Raw genomic sequence first — 20,283 nt, forward strand, 5'->3', positions numbered from 1 at the left:
AAACGGGGACAGGCCCGATAAGACCACAAAGCACGCCGGAAGTTTAAAAAAAAGGCGGCCCGAAGGCCGCCTTTTCCAATCATGACCCGCAGACCCGCTTACTGCAGCGTATCGCTCAGGATGCGCGGCGTGACAAAGATCAGCAGCTCGGCCTTGTCGTTCTGCCGCGACGTATTGCGGAACAGGACGCCGATGCCCGGGATGTCGCCAAGGCCCGGCACCTTGCTCACGGTATTGGCCTTGGTGATCTCGTAGATGCCACCCAGGACGACCGTCTGGCCGTTGTCGACCAGCACCGACGTGTTGATCTCACGCGTGTCGATCGACGGGACGAAGCCACCACCCGGCGACGGCGTGTTGCCGGCGAGGGCGTCCTTCTTCACGTTGATCTTCAGGTAGACGCGGCTGTCGGCGGTGATCGTCGGGGTGACGCGCAGCTCGAGCACGGCGTCCTTGAACTGGACGGTCGCGTTCGATGCACCACCACCCGAGCTCGAGGCCTGGTAGGTGACGTAGCCGATTTCCGTACCCTGCTTGATGACGGCTTCCTGCTGGTTGGCCGTGATCACGCGCGGGCTCGAGATGACTTCGCTGCGGCCTTCGGTCTGCGCCGCGGAGAGCTCCAGGTCGACCAGGTAGTTCGAACCGAGGATCGCCAGGCCGAGACTACCGGCCGGGTTGGAAACCGGCAGGTTGACGTTGTAACCACCCGGGTAAGTGATCGTGTTCGTCGTGTTCGCGCCATGGTTTGTATTCCAGACCTGGGTCGCGAGGCCGGCCGTGCCCTGGTTCGGCGCGGTGCCGCTGCTCAGGTCGGGCGTGGTGCCGATGACCTGGCCGCTCGAATTGGTCTGGGTAGCCTGCACGCCCCAACGGACGCCGAGGGCGCGGGTGAACGTATCGGTCGCCACGACGATGCGCGACTCGATCAGCACCTGCTGCACCGGGCGATCGAGGGTGCCGATCAGCTCGCGCAGGTCACGGATCTTGTCCGGCGTGTCGTTGATCAGCAGCGTGTTGGTGCGCTCGTCGAACGACACGCTGCCGCGCGCGGAAAGGAAGCCGCGGGTCGAGTTACCAGAGCTGGAACCGCCGCTGGACAGGCTGCCCTGGGTCAGCAGCTTGGCGATGTCTTCGGCCTTGCCGTAGCTGATCGGAATGTAGTCAGCCACCAGCTCCGCGTTGTCTTCGGCTTTCTGGCGTGCGTCGGCAAGGCTCTGCTCGTAGGTCGCCAGCTCAGCCTGCGGCGCGATCCAGATCACGTTGCCGTTGCGGCGCTTGTCCAGGCCCTTGGCGCGCAGGATCACGTCGAGCGCCTGATCCCACGGCGTGTTGACGAGCCGCAGGGTGACGCTGCCACCGACACTGTCGGAAGCGACCAGGTTGAGCTTGGCTTCGTCAGCGATGAGCTGCAGGGCCGAGCGGACCGGGATGTCCTGGAAATTGAAGGTGAGGCGCGAACCCGAGTAGACCGGGTCCTGGCCCTTCGCGGCCTTGGCGTTGGCCGGCGAGGCCTTCTTGGCAGCGACTTCGACGACGTATTCGGTGCCGCTCTGGTAAGCCGACACGTCCACGTCGCCCTTGGTGCGGATTTCCATCCGCGTACCACCCGGCACGGCGCTGGACTGGACCGACTGCACCGGCGTGGCGAAGTCGAGGACGTCGAGGCGCTGGGCGAGCTTCGGCGGCAGGCTGGCCCCGGTGAGGCTGACCACGACGCGGTCGTTCTCGCGGTGCATCTCCGGCGTGGCCGATTCGCTGCCGAGGGTGACGATGACCCGGCCTTCGCCGTTCTGGCCGCGACGGAAGTCGATGTTCGACAGCGGCGTGCCAGCGCTCGACGGCAGTGCCTTGGTCGGGTCGGAGGCGATCGCCGTGGTCGTGGTCGCACCGGTCGGGCCGTTGTTCACGGTCACGATGAGGTTGTTGCCGTCGACACGGGTCTTGTAGGCCGAGTCGCGGAACAGCTCGACGGTGACGCGGGTACGCCCCCCCGCCGACACCACCGATACGCCCGAGGTCGAACCCTTGCCCACGTCGAGGTGGCGCGAGGAGAACTCGTTGGTCGTGTCAGGCAGGTCGATGGCGATGCGTGGCGGATTCGAGGTCGTGAAGACCTTGGGATCCGGCGCGGCGCCCGAGAAGGCCAGGGTCAGCTCGACGCGGCCGCCAGGCTGCGCGTCATAGCTGACGTTCTTCAGCGCGGTCGCTGCGGCGGCCGTGCCGGCGAACCCGCCGGCCACGGCCAGCGCGACGCCGAGGATCCAGCGCCGCGTGCGATGACTCGCGCTACCCGGCAGATGAGTGGAATTGGTCGTCATGTGCTTCATCCCCGAGTTCTTATTTGTCGCCGACCGCGATGCTTGCCGGACGCTCCATCCAGCCGCCGGTGCCATTGGGCACCAGTTCGACCAGATCGATGCGGTCTTCCCCCACGGCCGTGATGCGGCCGTACGACTGCCCCATGTACTCATTGCGATGCACCCGATGGATGACCCCGCCAGGGTCCTTCACGAGTGCCTCAAGGCTGGCACCTGCACCGACCGTGCCAACCATCTTCAGGGTATCCAGGGAGAACATTTCCAGCGGTTCCTTGGCCCGGTTTTCATCCGGTCGCGGGCCGCTGGTCGACGTGTTGTCCATTTCTGCCGTGCTCGGGCTGAAAGGGTCACGCGCGCTCTGGTCCTGGTAAGCGAACGTTTCAAAGGTGCGGATCACCGGCAACGGCGGGATCGGTTCGCCCTTCTTGTGCTTTTCGGCGTCGACCCACTCGCGCAGGTCGGACTGGCCGCGCGTGCAGCCGGCCAGCGCCACGAGGGCGAGGCTGGCCGCGGCGAGGCGGTAACGGATGTGCCGCTGGCTGATCACTGGGCACCCCCTGCATTGGTGGCCGGCTGCTGCTGGGCCGCCGCCTCATCGTCTTCGAGGTAGCGATAGGTCTTCACGGTGCCCTGCAGCACGAGCTGGCCACTGCCGGTACCGTTCTTGTCCGCTTCCCTCGGCTTCAGGGAAACGTCGTGGAGCGTCAGGATCACGACGCGCGGCAGCGAGGCCACGCCACTGATGAACGTACCGAACTGATGGTAGGTGCCCACCATGCGCAGCGTGATCGGCTTCTCGGCGTAGAAGTCCTTGGGCGTTTCCGGACCCGGCTGGAACAGGTCGGACTCCAGGCCCGCGGCGAGCGCGGTCTGTGAGATATCGACGAGCAGTTCGGGCATCTCGGTCTTGCTGGGCAGCTGGCGGAGCAACTGGCGCAACATGTCCTGCATCTCTGCCAACTGCTGCTCGAGCGCTTCCAGATTGGCCGACTTGGCCTGCTTCTGGGAGAACTCGACCTTCAGCGAGTCTTCCTTCGACTCGGAGGTAGCCAGGTCATCCTGCTGGGAGCTGATCTCGAAGTACCAGCCGCCCGCGACGACGATGACGAAGAGCAGGCCGGTGAAGAACATCTTGACCGACTTCGGCCAGCCGCCGACGTTGTTGCGGTCGAGGTTGCGCAGATCGTCAAGGAAGCTCATGGCTTGGCTCCTGCCGGGGCGGAGGCGGCGGTGGCCGGCTTCGCCGCAGTCATGGCAGGCGCGGCCGGCTGCGCGGTGCCCGCCGGGGCGCCGGTCACGGCGGTGGCGGCCTGGGCGAGCGGAGCCGGGACGGCGGCAGGCGCGGCCGGGGCGGCAGCGGTCGACGACGACGGCGGCGCATCGGTGGGCGTATTCAGCTTCACGTCGAGGCCAAACGCGTACGGCATGCGGGTGTTGTCGTGCGTGTTTTCCGTCTTGCGCAGGTCGGCGTGGCCCATCCAGGGTGACGCTTCGATGTTGCGCATGTAATCGGCCACGCTGGAATTCGACTGGGCCACGCCATCCAGCGACATCGAGTCGCCGGACTGCTTCATGGACGCCAGGCGGGCGCTACCCGGGATGGTCTTCACCAGTTCGTCGAACAGGTGGACCATCTGCGAGCGGTTGGCCTGCAGCTGTTCGATGATCTGCTTGCGCTGGAGCAGGCCCGCGCGAACCTTTTCCAGGTCCTTGATCTTGGCGATACGATCGTCGAGCTGCTTGATCTCGCCCTGCAGGTAGGTGTTGCGCTCGTTCTGGTTATCGATGCGCGCACCCATCCAGTACGACCAGCCGATGAGCACGACCAGGGCCGCCGCGAAGGCGACGCCCAGCTGCATGTAGAACTCGCGTTCGCGCTGCTTGCGGCGCTCGGCACGCCAGGGAAGTAGGTTGATCCGTGCCATCAGTCGAAGCTCCGCAGGGCCAGGCCGACGGCAATCATCAGCGCGGGCGCATCCTGGGCCAGGGTCTGGGCCTGGACCTTGCTGGACAGGGCCATGCGCGCCAGCGGGTTGGCCACGACGCAGGGGACGCCGAGCTGCTGCTCAAGGATGTCGGTGATGCCATCGATCGAGGCGCAACCGCCGGCGAGGACCACCTGGTCGACGCGGCTGTACTCGCTGCCGGCGAAGAAGAACTGGAGCAGGCGGCTGACCTGCTGGACCAGCGATTCCTTGAACGGCTCCAGGGCTTCCATCTCGTAGGACTCGGGCAGGCCACCCTTGCGCTTGGCCCGGCCAGCTTCCTCGTAGGACAGCCCGTACCGGCGCATGATTTCGTCGGTGAGCTGCTTGCCCCCGAAGACCTGCTCGCGGCTGTAGATGGTGCGCTGGTTCTTCAGCACCGCCAGGGTGGTCATCGTGGCGCCGATGTCGACCACCGCCACCAGCGCATCGCGCGAGACGGCCAGCTGGTCGGCCACCATGGCGAACGCGTTCTCCATGGCGAAGGCCTCGACGTCGACCACCTTGGCGGTCAGGCCGCCCAGGTCCAGCGCGGCGATGCGCATGTCGACGTTCTCGGTCCGCGAGGCCGCGAGGAGCACGTTGCTCATCTCGGGATTGTCGCGGACGGGGCCCAGGACCTCGAAATCGAGGCTAACTTCCTCGATCGGGTAGGGAATGTACTGGTTGGCCTCGACCTGGATCTGCCCCTCGAGATCGTCCTCGGAGAGGTCGGCCGACATGGGAATGATCCGGGTGATGACCGCCGACCCCGCGACGGCCGCGGCGGCGTGTTTCGCCTTCGCGCCAGAGCGGGCCAGGGCGCGGCGAATGGCTTCGCCCACCGCCTCGACCTCGACGATGTTCTTTTCCACGACGGCGTTGGGCGGCAACGGCTCCACGGCATAGTGCTCGACGCGATAGCGTCCGCCTGCCTCACTGAGCTGTAACAGCTTTACCGCGGTCGAACTGATGTCGACACCGATCAACGGCGCCGCTTTGGGTGTAAAGAGCCCCACGATGTCCCCCTTCCCCGCGCCTTGTCGGAATTGGTCTTCGGCGCGAAGGCATTAGATCGAAAACTTAACGGATAAGCAACGGCCCGCCAAAGTCCTTATCGGCACTAATTCACAAACCCTGACGATGGGTTAGCGAAAGCCCTTCAGACCGGGTCGAACCTGCCTGCCCCCTCCCCGGGGGTGGCGAGGCTCTATACTCCGCCACGACCTAGACGGCGGTGACCCCTCCCCCTCCATGCGAATCCTCAAGCGTCTGTTGCGTTACGCGCTGTACCTGACCCTCGCCGGCATCCTCTTTGTCGTCGGCGCCGTGGGCGTCGCCTACTGGCTGCTGGCCCCGCGCCTGCCCTCGGTGGCGGTCCTGCGCGACTATCACATGCAGGTCCCCCTACGTGTACTGAGCTCGGACGGCCGCCTCGTCGCATCGTTCGGCGAAACCCGACGGATCCCCGTCCGCATCGCCGACGTGCCGGCACGCCTCAAGAATGCTGTTCTATCGGCAGAAGATGGCGATTTCTATAGCCACCCCGGCGTCGACTGGCACGGTATCGCGCGCGCAGGCATCCACGTGATCGTTTCCGGCGGCGACAAGGGGCCCGGCGGCTCCACCATCACGCAGCAGGTGGCGCGCAACTTCTTCCTCAGCCCGGAAAAGCTGTATTCGCGCAAACTGACGGAAATGTTCATCGCCCTGCGGATGGAGAACGAGCTCAGCAAGGACCAGATCCTCGAGCTGTATCTCAACAAGATGTTCCTTGGCCATCGCGCGTACGGTGTCGCCGCGGCGGCTTCGTACTATTACGGCAAGACGCTCGACCAGCTCACGGTGGCCCAGGCGGCCACGATCGCATCGACGTTCCAGCTGCCGTCGGTGGTCAACCCGCTGAACAACCCCAAGCGGATGATCGCCCGGCGTGACTGGGTGCTCGGCCAGATGCTGTCGAATCGCTTCATCACGCAGGCGGAATACGACGCCGCGATCAAGGAACCGAACGACGCGTTCCCGCACGAACAACAGATCGAAGTCGACGCGCCCTACCTCGCCGAAATGGTCCGCCAGCAGGTGCTGGAGAAGCTCGGTAACGATGCGCTGACCGAAGGCTACGTGGTGCACACCACGGTGCCGAGCGACAGCCAGGCCGCCGCCAACGACGCGCTTCGTGGCCGCCTCTCTGCCTATGACCGCCGCCACGGCTACCGCGGCCCGGAAGGCCACGAGGAACTGCCGGCCGCCGCCGGTCCCGAAGATTTCGATCGCATTCTCGCCGGCTACACGCCGGTGGCGGGCATGATGCCTGCCATCGTCACGGCAACGGGTGCGAAGGAGGCCACGGTGTACCTCTCCGCGAAGGAGTCGGCGACGCTGAGCCTGGAGTCGATCACCTGGGCGCGCCCCTATGTCAACGAGGGGCGCGCGGGTGCCGCGCCGACGCGTGTCGATACGGTGCTCAAGCGTGGCGACGTCGTTCGGCTGATCCGCAGCGAGAAGGACGACATCTCCGAGGATGCGAAGGCATCCGACACCGCGGCGACCACCACCGAAGCCAAGCCGGAATCGAACAAGGGCCCATGGCGCCTCACCCAGATCCCGGCCGTGCAGGCCGCGCTGGTCTCGATCGATCCGGAAGACGGTGCCGTGCGCGCCCTGGTCGGCGGCTTCAGCTTCGCCCGTTCGAAGTTCAATCGCGCCGTGATGGCCGCGCGCCAGCCGGGCTCGAGCTTCAAGCCCTACCTCTACTCGGCGGCATTCGAGCGCGGCTTCACGCCGGCGTCGATCGTCAACGATGCCCCCGTCGCGTTCCCGGACCCGAGCCGTCCCGACGGCGTCTGGACGCCGGCCAACGACGACAACAAGTTCAGCGGCCCGATGCGCCTGCGCGAAGCGCTCGTGCAGTCGAAGAACCTGGTGTCGGTGCGCCTGCTCGATGCGATCGGCGTGCGCTTCGTCCGCGATTACGCAACGCGCTTCGGCTTCACCCCCGATGCATTGCCGCAGAACCTGTCGCTGGCACTGGGCACGGCCTCGGTGTCGCCGATGAGCATGGCGCGCGGCTATGCCGTCTTCGCCAACGGCGGCTACCTGGTCACCCCGTACTTCATCTCGCGCATCGACGATCGCGACGGCAACCCGGTGTACCTGGCCAATCCGGAACGCGCCTGCGCCGATTGCCAGGAGCGGATGCTCAACCCGACCCCGCCCGGCCCGCCGACGCAGCCAAGCACGGCATTGATCCCGGCCAAGCCGGCGGCGGCGAGCAGTGCTGGCGCCGCGGGCACCGGCGATGCCGTCCTGCCTGCCGACGCGCATGACAATGCCTCCCAGGCACCGAAGCTCGCGCCGCACGTCATCGATGTCCGCAACGACTACCTCGTGACCTCGCTGATGCAGGACGTGGTCAAGCGCGGTACCGGTTCGGCGGCGCGCGCGCTGGGTCGAGACGACATCGCAGGCAAGACCGGCTCGACCAACGACCACCGCGATGCCTGGTTCGTCGGCTTCAATGGCGACGTATCGACGGCCGTGTGGGTCGGCTTCGACGATTTCAGCTCGCTGGGTCGCGGCGAATTCGGCGCGAAGGCCGCCCTGCCGATCTGGATGGACTACATGGGCGCCGTCCTCAAGGACAAGCCCTCGCATACGCTGGCCATGCCGCCCGGTATCGCCACCGTGCAGATCGATCCGGGCTCCGGCCTGCCCTCACCGGGCGGCATGAACGAGATCATGAAGGTGGAGGACGTCGACCGCCTCCGCGAACAGGCGCAGCAGAAGCAGCAGGAGGAGCAGCAGGACCACGCCTACGACATCTTCTGACGCGCGGCACGGCATGCGCCGTGCGTCCATTGGCAACCTTTCACACCGGACGGGGGTGAGTCATGGCACGAGGCGAACACCACAGGATCCATGCCCAGGACAGGACGCAGCGTAACCGCGTCCTGGTCGCCCAGGAGGCGGCCCGCCTGATGAGCGAACACGGGATCCGCGACTTCCACCACGCGAAGCTCAAGGCCGCGGAGCGGCTCGGCATCGTCGACACCCAGGCGTTGCCACGCAACCAGGAAATCGAGGACGCGCTGCGCGAACACCAGCGAATCTTCCACGGCGACACGCAGCCGCACGTGCTGCGCGCGCGGCGCGAAGCCGCCATCGAGGCGATGCGGTTCCTGCGTGCCTTCGATTCGCGCCTGGTCGGCGCGGTGCTGGAAGGCACCGCCGACGAACATTCCGCCGTGTGCCTGCACGTCTACTGCGACGACCCGGAAGCACCCGTGCTGTTCCTGCAGGAACAGGGCATTCCCCTGGAAACGCAGACACGCCGGCTGCGCTGGCCGGGTGCCGAGCAGAGCGAACATACCGTGCTGCTGTTCGGTGCCGACGGCATCCCGTTCGACATCACGGTGCTACCGCTGGATGCGCTTCGCCAGGCACCGCTTGACCGCGTGGACGAACGGCCGATGCGCCGGGCGACCCGCGCGATGGTGCAGGAGTTGCTGGCCGAAGAAGACATCGCCACCTTCAACGGCTAACCCCGTGTAGGAGCGCGCCTGCGCGCGATTGGATTGCCTGCAACGCCCACCGCACACGCGCCACACATCCACGGAAACAAAAAAAAGCCCGCTTCCGCGGGCTTTTTTTCTTAGCGCTTGTCGCTCGGTGTGTAATCGCGAACGTCGGAGCCGGTGTAGATCTGGCGCGGGCGGCCGATGCGCGACCCCGGGGTTTCGTGCTGCTCGATCCAGTGCGAGATCCAGCCGGAGGTGCGCGCGATGGCGAACATCACGGTGAACATCTCGGTCGGGATGCCCAGGGCCTTGTAGATGATGCCCGAGTAGAAGTCGACGTTCGGGTAGAGCTTGCGCTCCACGAAGTAGTCGTCCTTCAGCGCGGCTTCTTCAAGCTTCATGGCCACTTCGAGCAGCGGGTCGTTCACGCCGAGCTCGTTGAGCACGTTGTGGCACGCCTCGCGGATGATCTTGGCGCGCGGGTCGAAGTTCTTGTACACGCGGTGGCCGAAGCCCATGAGACGGAACGAATCGTTCTTGTCCTTCGCGCGCTTGACGGCGCTCTCCACCTTGTCGGCGGTGCCGATCTCTTCAAGCTGCAGCAGCACGGCTTCGTTCGCGCCACCGTGGGCCGGGCCCCAGAGCGCGGTGATGCCGGCGGCCACGGACGCATACGGGTTGGCACCGGTGGAGCCCACCAGGCGAACCGTCGACGTCGAGGCGTTCTGCTCGTGGTCGGCGTGCAGGATGAACAGCAGGTCGAGCGCCTTCGCGACGACCGGGTTCACGTGGTACGCCTCGCTCGGCACTTCGAACATGGTGTGCAGGAAGCGGGTGACGTACTCGAGGTTGTTGCGCGGGTAGCGGTTCGGCCAGCCAATGGAGTGGCGATAGATGGCCGAAGCGATGGTCGGCATCTTCGCGATGAGGCGGATGGCGGCCAGCTGGCGGTGCTCCGGGTTCTCGACGTTGAGATCGTCGTGGTAGAACGCCGACAGCGACGCCACCGAGGCGGCCAGCATGGCCATCGGATGCGCGTTGTGGTGGAAGCCCTTCAGGAAGTCCTTCAGGTTCTCATGCATCATCGAGTGATGCGTGATGTCGTTCGAGAACTTCTCGAACTGCGGCTTGGACGGCAGCTCGCCGTTGAGCAGCAGGTAGGAGGTTTCGAGGAAGGTGGACTTCTCGGCCAGCTGCTCGATCGGGTAGCCGCGATAAAGCAAAACGCCCTTGTCGCCGTCGATGTAGGTGATCGCGCTCTTCGTGCTGGCGGTGCTGCCGTAGCCCGGGTCGTACGTGAAGTAACCGGTGTCCTTGTACAGCGTGCCGATATCGACGCACTCGGCGCCGAGCGTGCCGCCGATGACCGGCAGTTCGCTCACGGGCTTGTTGGATTCATCGACCAATTTGACGGTTTTGGCGTCGGACACGGCGAGCTCCTCTTTCACTCTGTTCGGACACGTCGACCCACTGGGGGAGCGACGCTGGGGATGTGGATGAAACGACGGCCTGGGGAAGCCACCGTACCGGCCGCACGCGGCGACCGAAGTTCCCCATTATCGCACATCGCCCAGTCAAACGTCCGTTCGACGAAGGTGGAAAACGCGCACGCAAAAAGACACGGGGCAAGCCATGGGCTCGCCCCGTGTCCTTCTATCCTCGCGAAACGCCACCCCGCAGGCGGCGCGCGGATGCCTTGCTAAGGCTCACTTCTTGCCGTAGCGCTGGCGGAACTTGTCGACGCGGCCGCCCACGTCCAGCGACTTCTGCTTACCCGTGTAGAACGGGTGCGAGTGGCTGGAGATATCGAGCTTGATGACCGGGTACTCGTTGCCGTCTTCCCACTTGACCGTTTCCTTCGAGGACATGGTCGAACGGGTCAGGAACGAAAAATCGGAGGAGAGGTCCTGGAAGACCACCGACTGGTACTTCGGATGAATGTTTTCTTTCATGGTCGTGACTTCTTGAATAGCGGGGTGAAAAGAGCGGCATTGTAACGACGGACTCGCCACTGGTCAACGAGCGACCAGCCACGCGCGCACAGGGGCCCATCGCGCGCAGGCGCGCTCCTACGGGGTGGCGCCGAGGGCGCCGGCGATCAGGACATCGAACCGGCCCTGGTCGACCTCGAGGACGACCCGGGCGTTGGCCTTGCCGCCCAGGCGGCGGTGCCAGTCGACCACGGTGGCGCCGCGGGTCAGGCGGCCGTCGAGCTCGATGGCCACGTGGCGGGTTTCCGCGCGGGTGACCATGCCCGGGTCGAGCGCCACGGCCATGGCCAGGGCGTCGGCGGCGATGAACCCGGTGCGCTCATGCTCCGCATTGAAGCGGCGGGCGGTGCCGAAAACGTCGTGGAAGAAGCTCGCACGCTTGTCGCCACGGGCGATCCAGCCCTCGTAGACATCGTCCGGGAAGGCGTGGCGGACCGTCGCCTCCCAGTCGACCAGGTCGAACATCTCGAACGCCTCGAAGACGACATGCGCCGCTTCCGGGTCGAAGCCGATGTTGAATTCGGCAGGAACCTTGCCGGTGTTGCCGTGGCCGGTGACCGCGCCGCCCATGACGACCAGCCGCTTCACCCGCGCCGGGAAGCCCGGGTCGAGGCGCACGGCCAGCGCGAGGTTGGTCAGGGGCCCGAGGGCGACCAGGGTCAGCTCGCCCGGACGCTCCTGGGTGAGCCGGATCAGCGCCAGCGCGGCATGTTCGGCCGAAGCCGCATGCGCCGGCTCCGGGAAGCCCACGTCGCCAAAGCCGTCTTCACCATGGACGAAAGCCGCATCCTCTTCGGGTGCCCGCACCAGCGGCGACGGGCAGCCCGCGAACACAGGGGTGCTGGCGCCGACCAGGTCGACCAGCGTGCGGGCGTTGCGCACCGTGTGTTTCAGCCCGACGTTACCCGCGGCGACGGTCAGCGCGACGACGTCGGTATGCGCGTGGGCCATCAGGATGGCGAGGGCGTCGTCTACGCCGGGGTCGGTGTCGATCAGGAGCGGCAATCGTGTCATCTTGCGCATCGTTCCGTGGACGGTCGGACAGCATAGCGCCGCCGCGCGCGTTCAGACAGCCTTGGCGTCCGCCGCGGCCCGCTCAGAAAAATCGAAGCCCAGTTCCGTCGTCACCCGCTCCACCGCCGCGCACAGGGCATCCAGTGCCGCGGTACGCGCGGCCACCCGGGGACGCAGGTCCAGCGTGCAGGTCAATCCCATCTGCAAGAGATCGGCATGGGCGACGTGCAGGGTGTCGGCCTGGGCCTGGGTGAACAACCCGGCCACGCGCAATTCGTCGATCAGCACGCCGCTGGCGGTGGTGGCGAGGATCGCCGGATGCCCGGCGGCGTGCGCCAGCACCATGCCCTGCAGGGCGAATTCGATGTCGATCAGCCCGCCGCGACCCTGCTTGAGATCCACCTGGGCCGCATCGGAACGGTCGCGCTCGGCACGCCAGCGCGCACGCATGGCGCCGACCTCGGCCAACACCCGCGCCTTGTCGCGCGGCGTGGCCAGGATGTCCCTGCGCACCGCGTCGAGCATGGCGCCGACCGCGGCGTCGCCGGCCACGAAGCGGGCGCGTTGCAGGGCCTGGTGTTCCCAGGTCCACGCGCGATCGCGCTGATAAGCCTCGAACGCGTCCACGCTGGCGACCAGCAAGCCCTTGGAGCCATCCGGACGCAGGCGGGTATCCACGTCGTACAACATGCCGGCATGGGTCTGCGCACCCAGCCAGTGCATCACCCGCTGGGCCATCCGCTGGTACCAGCGCGTCCCGTCGACCGGGCGCGCACCGTCGCTCATCGCGTTCGCGCGGCGGCCGTCGTAGACGAACACCAGGTCGAGATCGGAGGCGAAGCCAAGCTCCTCGCCGCCGAGACTGCCGTAGCCGAGCACGGCGAAACCCAGGCCGTCGCCGGGCAGGCGCCCGTGCTGCGTCGTCATCTCGCGCACGGCCAGCGCCAACACGGCCGCCACCACCGCTTCGGCGAGGCCAGCCAGCCGGCGTGCCGTCGCCGGCGCATCGGCACGCCCGTCACTGAAGGCAAGCCCGAGGCGAAACGCGATGCTCGAGCGGAATTCGTTGATCCGTTCGAGCTCCCGCTCCGCATCGCGCTCGTCCAGCGTACCCAGGGTGCGAGCCATGTCCGCGGCGATTTCCGCACGTTTCAGCGGCAATTGATCGATGCGCGGGTCCAGCACGTCGTCGAGCAACAGCGGCTGCGCGATCACGCGCTCGGCGAGGAACGCGCTCTCGGCGAACACGCTGGCGACGCGGCGACGCGCACTGGGCTGTTCATCGAGCAAGGCCAGGTACGACGAACGCCGCGCGACGGCCTGGACCAGCCGGATCATCCGCAGCAGGCTGGCAACCGGCGATGCACTCGCACGCGCTGCCGCGATGAGTTGCGGCATCAGGCGTTCCAGCCGCTCACCCGATCGCGCGGACATCGAACGCACCGACCCCGCGCGCGGCAGCTTGCCCAGCTCGTCGGCCACCGCGGCGCCCGGCACGAAGCCCGACGCCTCCATCGTTTCCGCGGTCAGCGTTTCATGCCGCGCGGCCTGCCACAGTTCGACGTCCGCGGCCGGCATGGCGGCGGTCGGACCGGCTTCCGGCACCAGCACGGCGGCGAACTCCGACGACACCGCGGCGCGATGGGTGGCAAGCACGTCGGCCAGCTCGTCCCACGACGCGTGGCCAAGGCCAAGCGCCAGCCGCTCGCGCGACAGGGCGTCCTCGGGGATGTCGTGGGTCTGTGCGTCGCGCAACATCTGCACGCGATTCTCCAGCCGACGCAGGAACACATAGGCTTCGCGCAACAGTTTCGCCCGCGCCTTCGGGATGTAGCCGCGCGACTCGCACGCACGCAGCGCTGGCAACAGCCCGCGCACGCGCAGGGCCGGATCGCGGCCGCCGCGGATCATCTGGGTCAGCTGCACCACGAACTCGATCTCGCGGATACCGCCCGGACCGAGCTTGAGGTTACCGGCCAGGTCCTTGCGCGCGACCTCGGCATCGATCAGCGACTTCATTTCGCGCAGCCCGGCGAACGCGGTGTAGTCGAGGTAACGGCGATAGACGAACGGGCGCAGCATGTCCTGCAATTCCCGACCCGCCGTGCGATCGCCCGCCACCGGGCGCGCCTTGATCCACGCGTAACGTTCCCAGTCGCGGCCTTCGCGCTGGTAGTACTGCTCCATCGCCGCGAACGGCAGGGCCAGCCGGCCGGCGTTGCCGAACGGACGCAGGCGCAGGTCCACGCGGGCACAGATGCCGTCCACCGTCGGCTCGGCCAGCAGGCGCACCAGCTGGCGTCCTTCGCGCACGAAGTATTCGCCGTTATCCAGCGGTCGCGCGCCATCGGTGTCGCCGCCGGACGAATAGGCGAGCACCAGGTCGATGTCGGAGGAGAAATTCAGTTCGTTGCCGCCGAGCTTGCCGAAGCCCAGCACCACCATCCGCTGCTCCTTGCCGGCCGCATCGCGCGGCACGCCGTGGCGGGCACGCAGGGCGTTCTCCGCCCAGCGCAGGGCGAGCGCCAGCAGGGTTTCGTAAAGCACGCTGGTGGACGACAGGGTTTCGTCGATGTCGTCCAGGCCGTTGACGTCGCGGAAGACGATGCGCACCGCCTCCGCATGGCGGAACCTGCGCAGCACGGCGAGGCATCGCTCTTCGTCCGCCGGCAGGTCGAGCGTCGCACCGCGCGTCGATGCGTCGGTGTTGGCCCGCAACCGCTCCAGCCCCGCCGGTGCCAGCAGCTCGGGCTGGCGCCGCAGGATGTCGTAGGCGAAGTCGGAGGCGAGCAAGGTGCGCCTGACGCGCTCGGCCACCCCCGCATCGTCGTGCAGGGGAATGCGTGCCGCGCGGCAGGCGGCCATCACGTCGGCGTAACGCTGGTCGATCAGCGCACGCAGTTCGGCGCTCTCGCGCGGGGCAACGGAAGAATCGTTCATGAGGCAGTCATTGTGCCTGAGCGGACCGCAATGGCGCTGCGACGCCGTTAGCGGGTTTTTTCGGCAGAACCATACGAAAAATCGTGTAGGAACACGGGCTTCCCTCTGACAACCGGTTCATGTCCGCCACGTTACAGTTTCCGTCCCCTCACGACAGGGGCGTGACACGAGGGATTTTATGAAAGGTAATTCAACGGGTTGGCGCGACGCCTTCGGCCGGATCACCCTTGTGGTGTGCCTGGCGCTGGCCTTCGTCCTCTACACCGGTTTCCTTGACGGCAACCCCGGCGTGGCTACGTCGCAGTGGGCCGATCGTCCGTGGCACCTGTTCGCCAATGCGATCCCCGGCCTGCTCGGCGCCACCTTGCTGATGGTGCTTACGCGTCGGCCGATCCTGTCGTTCGCGCTGGCCTTCCTCGCCCAGGGCATCGTCCTGGCAGTCAGCGCGATCAAGATGAAGAATCTCGGCTCGCCGCTCCTGCCGGCCGATTTCCGCATGGTGGGCCAGCTGAAGAACGGCGGGCTCCACCTGCTGGGCGGTTACCTGCCCGCCACGCCGTGGCCCTACCTGGCGATCCTTGCCACGATCGCCGTCGTGGTCGTGCTCGCACGCCTCGAACGCCCGCTGTTCGCTCGCCGCACCCATGGCCTGCGTCTTGTCAGCGGCGTGGCCCTGCTCTGCCTCATGGGTACGTTGTTCGCCGGCTTCCCGGCCTGGTCGCACGTGTACGACAAGGAGCGTCTGGGCATGCAGCCGTGGTCGGCCGCCTCGAACGCCGGCTACAACGGCGTGGTCACCACCTTGATGCAGTTTCGCCTGCAAGACGCGGGCAAGAAGCAGAAGGCCGACCCGGCGGCGGCGCAACAGTTCATCGCCGCGACCGACGCGGGCCTGCGCCAACACATGGCGGAAGCGGCCGCCAACGGTCGCCAGACGCCCGATATCGTCATCATCCAGAGTGAGTCGTTCTTCGACCCCAGCGTGATCCGCGGGATGGAGCACGAAGACCTCGCGCCGAACCTGCATCGCCTGGCCGAACATGCCAGCAGCGGCCAGTTGCACGTGCCGACCTTCGGCGGCGGCACCATCCGCACCGAATTCGAAGTGCTGACCGGCCTGTCGCTGCGCTATTTCCCGAACATGCAGTTCCCGTACCTGCAAATGCAGGCCGGCGTGATGCCGGGCATGGTCCGCACGCTGCGCTCGCATGGCTACGAAACCATCGCCGTGCACGGCAACGATGCAGGCTTCTGGAACCGCACCGCCGCGTTCAAGTCGATCGGCTTCGACCGCTTCGTCTCGCAACCGGATTTCCCCAAGGACTTCCGTCGCGACGGCGAATACATGGCCGACAGCGCGATGACCGACGAGATCATGGGCCAGCTCAAGGATGCCGGCCCGCCGCGCCTCGTGTTCGCCATCAGCATGGAAGCGCACGGCCCGTACGACAAGACGGTGAACATCGACACGAAGGAACGCGACGCGATCCCCGTGCCCGGTGGCATCAGCGACGATGCGAAGCTGCAGCTGCGCAACTACATCTACCACATGCGCCACGCCGACGCGGAGCTTGGCCGCCTGGCCGGGCTGCTGCGCCAGCGCGAACGCCCGACCCTGCTGCTGTTCTACGGCGACCACCTGCCGGCGCTGATCGAAACCTATGACAAGGCCGGCTTCGCCAACGGCGCGAACATGCTGTCGCAGACCGTGCCTTACATCCTGATCGATGCGCACGGCGATGGCCCCGCGCCAAAGAAGGAAGACCTCGCCGCCTGGATGCTGCCGGGCCGCGTGCTCGAAACGGCAGGCATCCATGACGATCCGTACTTCGCGCTGACCCAGGTCATCGGTCCGCGCCTCGCCGCGCTCACCCACGCGCCGGATGCACCGGAAGCCGCCGAAGACAATGCGGAGAAGTACACCGATGCATCGATGGGCAACGTCGCCCTGCTGCGGATGAAGCGCAAGCTGGATCCGTTGGTGGCGCAGTTCGCCGTGCCGGATCCGGGCCTCGTCGCGCGCCAGAACGGCGCTACCGAGGAAGATGCCGCCGCGGGCGCCGGCCAGTAACGGAATGCGCGTCACAAAACCCGTCGCGACACACCGCTAGCCTGCACCTTCGTCATGCGAATGGCGAAGGTGCAGGGGTAGCAACGGCCAGCAGGCCGGTGCTTCACGGACGACATCCTTCCTTACGCAGGAGTCGTACGCATGAAGAGGTTTGCACGAACGGGCATCATTGCGACGCTTTTCCTCCTCGCTTCCGCGGCCTTCGCCACGGACTCGCCACAGGCACGGCAGGCCACGCCGACGGAGCGCCAGCTCACGCGGGTCGCCACCCTCCCAAACGGCCTCAAACCCTCGGGCATACCCGACGATTACGTCGTGACACCCAACGGTTATTTCTCTCCCGACTGCGTCGCGACGGTGCACGCGGGCGACCAGTTGCAGAAGGGCGGATTGATCCGCCGAGCAAGCGGCACGACGGAGAAGGCGCCGGCGTGCACCAAGCCGAACTTCACGTTGAATGGTGACCGCATCGAGCCCAACGGCAAGCTGACCGCACGCGCGGCCAGCACGCCACCGCCGGAACAGACCGGCTGGGTCGAAGCCGCCAACTACACCAGCGGCACGCCGATCGGCCGCATCGTCGCGACGTGGACGGTGCCGAGCGCGCCGACGACGCAGGATGACCAGACGATTTATTTCTTCCCCGGCCTCGAGCAACTGCCGGACGTGCAATCGATCCTGCAACCCGTGCTTGGCTGGAACGGCTACGGCGACAAGGCGTGGACGCTGGCCAGCTGGAACTGCTGCGTCGACGGCACGACGTTCCACAGCGATCCGGTGCCGGCGAACGCGGGCGACAACGTCGTCGGCGATACCTACTCCACCTGCGCTGCAGGCGTGGCTTGCGATACGTGGAAGATCGACTCGCGCAACACCACCACCGGACAGACCAGCTCACTCACCACCAATCCGTACGCCGACCTGACCTGGGTCTTCGGTGGCGTGCTCGAGGTCTACAACGTCAGCACCTGCGGCGAGTACCCGGGCGGCCCCACCACTTTCCACGACATCGAGGTCTACGACCGCAACAACAACCGCGTGGCGAGCCCGCCGTGGCAGGGTAGCGACACCTCGTCGATCAACCCGCAATGCAACTACGGGCAAAACACGACCGCGAGCTCGGCCACCCTTTCCTATTAAAGGCACGCCGAAGGCACAAAAAAAAGCCCCGCTTGTGCGGGGCTTTTCCGTATAGCGAAGCGCCTGGAAGGCAGGGACTTAGAAGTCCATGCCGCCCATGCCGCCCATGCCACCCGGGGCACCGTGGCCAGCGCCGTCATCCTTCTTCGGCAGCTCGGTAACGGCTGCTTCGGTGGTGATGATCGAGCCGGCGACCGAGGCAGCGAACTGCAGGGCCGAACGGGTCACCTTGGTCGGGTCCAGGATGCCGAAGGCGATCATGTCGCCGAATTCGCCATTGGCGGCGTTGTAACCGAAGTTACCGCTGCCTTCCTTCACCTTGTTCACGATGACCGACGCTTCTTCACCGGCGTTGGTGACGATGGCGCGCAGCGGGGCTTCCAGCGTGCGACGGGTGATCGCGATGCCGAGGTCCTGGTCCGGGTTCTTGCCCTTCAGGCCGTCGAGGGCCTTCAGTGCACGGATCAGGGCGACGCCGCCGCCCGGGACCACGCCTTCTTCGACGGCTGCACGGGTAGCGTGCAGGGCGTCTTCGACGCGGGCCTTCTTTTCCTTCATCTCGACTTCGGTCGCAGCGCCGACCTTGATGACGGCAACGCCGCCGGCAAGCTTGGCAACGCGCTCCTGCAGCTTCTCGCGGTCGTAGTCCGAAGAGGTCTCTTCGATCTGCGCCTTGATCTGGCCGATGCGCGACTGGATGCGCTCGGCTTCGCCGGCGCCGTCGATGATCGTGGTGTTTTCCTTGGTGATCACGACGCGCTTGGCGCGGCCGAGGTCATTGATGGTCGCCTTGTCGAGCTGCAGGCCCACTTCCTCGGAGATCACGACGCCATTGGTGAGGATGGCGATGTCTTCCAGGATGGCCTTGCGACGATCGCCGAAGCCCGGCGCCTTGACGGCGGCGACCTTGACGATGCCACGGATGGTGTTGACGACGAGGGTCGCCAGGGCTTCGCCCTCGACTTCCTCGGCAACGATCAGCAGCGGCTTGGCAGCCTTCGCGACCGCCTCGAGCACCGGCAGGAGCTCGCGCACGTTCGAGATCTTCTTGTCGTGGATCAGGATGAACGGGTCGTCCAGTTCAACCTGCTGCGACTGCTGGTTGTTGATGAAGTACGGCGACAGGTAGCCGCGGTCGAACTGCATGCCTTCGACGACGTCGAGCTCGTTCTCGAGGCCCGAACCTTCTTCGACCGTGATCACGCCTTCCTTGCCGACCTTGCTCATGGCGGTGGCGATGATGTCGCCGATGTCCGCGTCCGAGTTGGCCGAGATGGTGCCGACCTGGGCAATCGCCTTGTCGTCAGCCGTCGGGTTGGAGAGGCTCTTCAGCTCGGCGACGGCGGCCACGACGGCCTGGTCGATACCGCGCTTGAGGTCCATCGGGTTGATGCCGGCGGCAACGGCCTTGAGGCCTTCCTGGATGAATGCCTGGGCGAGGACGGTCGCCGTCGTGGTGCCGTCACCGGCCACGTCGGAGGTCTTCGAGGCGGCTTCCTTCACGATCTGGGCGCCGATGTTCTCGTACTTGTCGGCGAGTTCGATTTCCTTCGCGACCGACACGCCGTCCTTGGTGACGGTGGGGGCGCCGAAGCTCTTCTCGAGCACGACATTGCGGCCCTTCGGGCCCAGGGTGACCTTGACGGCATTGGCGAGGGTGTTGACACCCTTCAGCATGCGGGCACGTACGTCTTCGCCGAAGCGGACTTCTTTGGCAGCCATGGAAATTCCTTAAGAAAAAAGCGTTGAGGGTTTCGAGTTGGGAGTAGCGGGTGAAAGCAGGAGCGGGGCTGGGGCGGGATCGGCGCGCTGTTACTCGCTACTCGATACCCTCAACCCGTTGCGCTCTTAGCCTTCCAGGATCGCCACGATGTCGTCTTCCTTCATGAAGACCAGCTCTTCGCCGTCGATCTTGATTTCCTGGCCGGCGTACTTGCCGAACAGGACGACGTCGCCTTCCTTCACGCCCATGGCGCGGACGGTGCCGTTGGCCAGGGTCAGGCCGGTGCCGGCGGCGATGACCTTGCCGCGGGTGGGCTTCTCGGTGGCGCTGTCCGGAATGACGATGCCACCGGCGGAGACGCGCTCTTCTTCGAGGCGCTTGACGATGACGCGATCGTGCAACGGCTTCAGCTTGCTCATGGCAACTCCAGGCATGTGGTTGATAGGTAAAGAAAATGGTTCACGCCGTTAGCACTTGGCCAGGGTGAGTGCCAGAATTCTAGCCAAAGCGCCCCTCGGATCGAAAGGGCTTTGGATGGCCGAGACATGGCGGCGTTACCCGGGGGTTCAAGGGGCGGCGAGGTAATTGCCGTGTCGGCG

At 66.2% G+C, this 20,283-nt stretch carries 15 protein-coding genes; 4 read left to right on the forward strand and 11 right to left on the reverse strand.

The window, feature by feature from the left end; all coding sequences use genetic code 11:
* Nucleotides 1–98: 98 nt before the first annotated feature.
* The 5 genes from KPL74_14850 to KPL74_14870 are packed head-to-tail and all read right to left on the reverse strand — an operon-like array spanning nt 99 to nt 5,307.
* Nucleotides 99–2,321 carry a type IV pilus secretin PilQ gene (locus tag KPL74_14850; GenBank protein QWT19019.1) on the reverse strand — a complete coding sequence of 741 codons (2,223 nt, stop codon included), beginning with the start codon at nt 2,319–2,321 and terminating at the stop codon, nt 99–101.
* A gap of 19 nt (nt 2,322–2,340) precedes the next feature.
* The gene (locus tag KPL74_14855; protein ID QWT19020.1) at nt 2,341–2,868 is read right to left on the reverse strand and encodes a pilus assembly protein PilP; all 528 of its coding nucleotides are present in this window, start codon (nt 2,866–2,868) and stop codon (nt 2,341–2,343) included.
* A complete protein-coding gene (gene pilO, locus KPL74_14860; protein QWT19021.1) occupies nt 2,865–3,521 on the reverse strand; it encodes a type 4a pilus biogenesis protein PilO in 657 nt (218 codons plus the stop codon). The genes KPL74_14855 and pilO overlap by 4 nt, the downstream gene beginning before the upstream one ends.
* Nucleotides 3,518–4,246: a PilN domain-containing protein gene (locus tag KPL74_14865; GenBank protein ID QWT19022.1), complete on the reverse strand. Its 729-nt coding sequence runs from the start codon at nt 4,244–4,246 to the stop codon at nt 3,518–3,520. The genes pilO and KPL74_14865 overlap by 4 nt, the downstream gene beginning before the upstream one ends.
* Entirely contained in the window at nt 4,246–5,307 is a 1,062-nt protein-coding gene (locus KPL74_14870) for a pilus assembly protein PilM (protein ID QWT22621.1), read from the reverse strand. The genes KPL74_14865 and KPL74_14870 overlap by 1 nt, the downstream gene beginning before the upstream one ends.
* Nucleotides 5,308–5,539: 232 nt before the next feature.
* Between KPL74_14870 and KPL74_14875 the strand changes: the two genes are divergently transcribed.
* The gene (locus tag KPL74_14875) at nt 5,540–8,116 is read left to right on the forward strand and encodes a penicillin-binding protein 1A (GenBank protein ID QWT19023.1); all 2,577 of its coding nucleotides are present in this window, start codon (nt 5,540–5,542) and stop codon (nt 8,114–8,116) included.
* A gap of 62 nt (nt 8,117–8,178) precedes the next feature.
* Entirely contained in the window at nt 8,179–8,829 is a 651-nt protein-coding gene (locus tag KPL74_14880) for a hypothetical protein (GenBank protein QWT19024.1), read from the forward strand.
* A gap of 110 nt (nt 8,830–8,939) precedes the next feature.
* Here KPL74_14880 and KPL74_14885 read toward each other — a convergent pair whose 3' ends face one another.
* The 4 genes from KPL74_14885 to glnE all read right to left on the reverse strand — a co-directional run bounded on the left by KPL74_14885 (nt 8,940) and on the right by glnE (nt 14,750).
* On the reverse strand, nt 8,940–10,211 hold the full coding sequence (locus tag KPL74_14885) for a citrate synthase (protein ID QWT22622.1): 1,272 nt from the start codon (nt 10,209–10,211) through the stop codon (nt 8,940–8,942).
* Nucleotides 10,212–10,511: 300 nt separating this feature from the next.
* A complete protein-coding gene (locus KPL74_14890; GenBank protein ID QWT19025.1) occupies nt 10,512–10,757 on the reverse strand; it encodes a type B 50S ribosomal protein L31 in 246 nt (81 codons plus the stop codon).
* Between the two features lie 117 nt (nt 10,758–10,874).
* Complete coding sequence (locus KPL74_14895) at nt 10,875–11,810, reverse strand: nucleoside hydrolase (protein QWT19026.1); 936 nt, start codon at nt 11,808–11,810, stop codon at nt 10,875–10,877.
* Between the two features lie 51 nt (nt 11,811–11,861).
* Nucleotides 11,862–14,750 (reverse strand): bifunctional [glutamate--ammonia ligase]-adenylyl-L-tyrosine phosphorylase/[glutamate--ammonia-ligase] adenylyltransferase, encoded by a 2,889-nt coding sequence (glnE, locus tag KPL74_14900; protein ID QWT19027.1) that lies wholly within the window; start codon nt 14,748–14,750, stop codon nt 11,862–11,864.
* A 178-nt stretch (nt 14,751–14,928) separates the two neighbouring features.
* On the opposite strand from glnE, the gene KPL74_14905 reads away from it, so the two are divergent.
* Both KPL74_14905 and KPL74_14910 read left to right on the forward strand, forming a co-directional pair.
* Nucleotides 14,929–16,821, forward strand: a complete 1,893-nt coding sequence (locus tag KPL74_14905) for an LTA synthase family protein (protein QWT19028.1) — start codon at nt 14,929–14,931, stop codon at nt 16,819–16,821.
* Nucleotides 16,822–16,962: 141 nt separating this feature from the next.
* Nucleotides 16,963–17,961 (forward strand): hypothetical protein, encoded by a 999-nt coding sequence (locus KPL74_14910; GenBank protein QWT19029.1) that lies wholly within the window; start codon nt 16,963–16,965, stop codon nt 17,959–17,961.
* Between the two features lie 78 nt (nt 17,962–18,039).
* On the opposite strand, the gene groL is transcribed toward KPL74_14910, so the two are convergent.
* Together groL and KPL74_14920 are read right to left on the reverse strand one after the other, a co-directional pair.
* A complete protein-coding gene (gene groL / locus KPL74_14915; GenBank protein ID QWT19030.1) occupies nt 18,040–19,683 on the reverse strand; it encodes a chaperonin GroEL in 1,644 nt (547 codons plus the stop codon).
* 126 nt (nt 19,684–19,809) lie between these two features.
* Nucleotides 19,810–20,103, reverse strand: a complete 294-nt coding sequence (locus KPL74_14920) for a co-chaperone GroES (GenBank protein QWT19031.1) — start codon at nt 20,101–20,103, stop codon at nt 19,810–19,812.
* Nucleotides 20,104–20,283 lie beyond the last annotated feature (180 nt).

Source organism: Bacillus sp. NP157 (genome assembly GCA_018889975.1).
Classification (GTDB): domain Bacteria; phylum Pseudomonadota; class Gammaproteobacteria; order Xanthomonadales; family Rhodanobacteraceae; genus Luteibacter.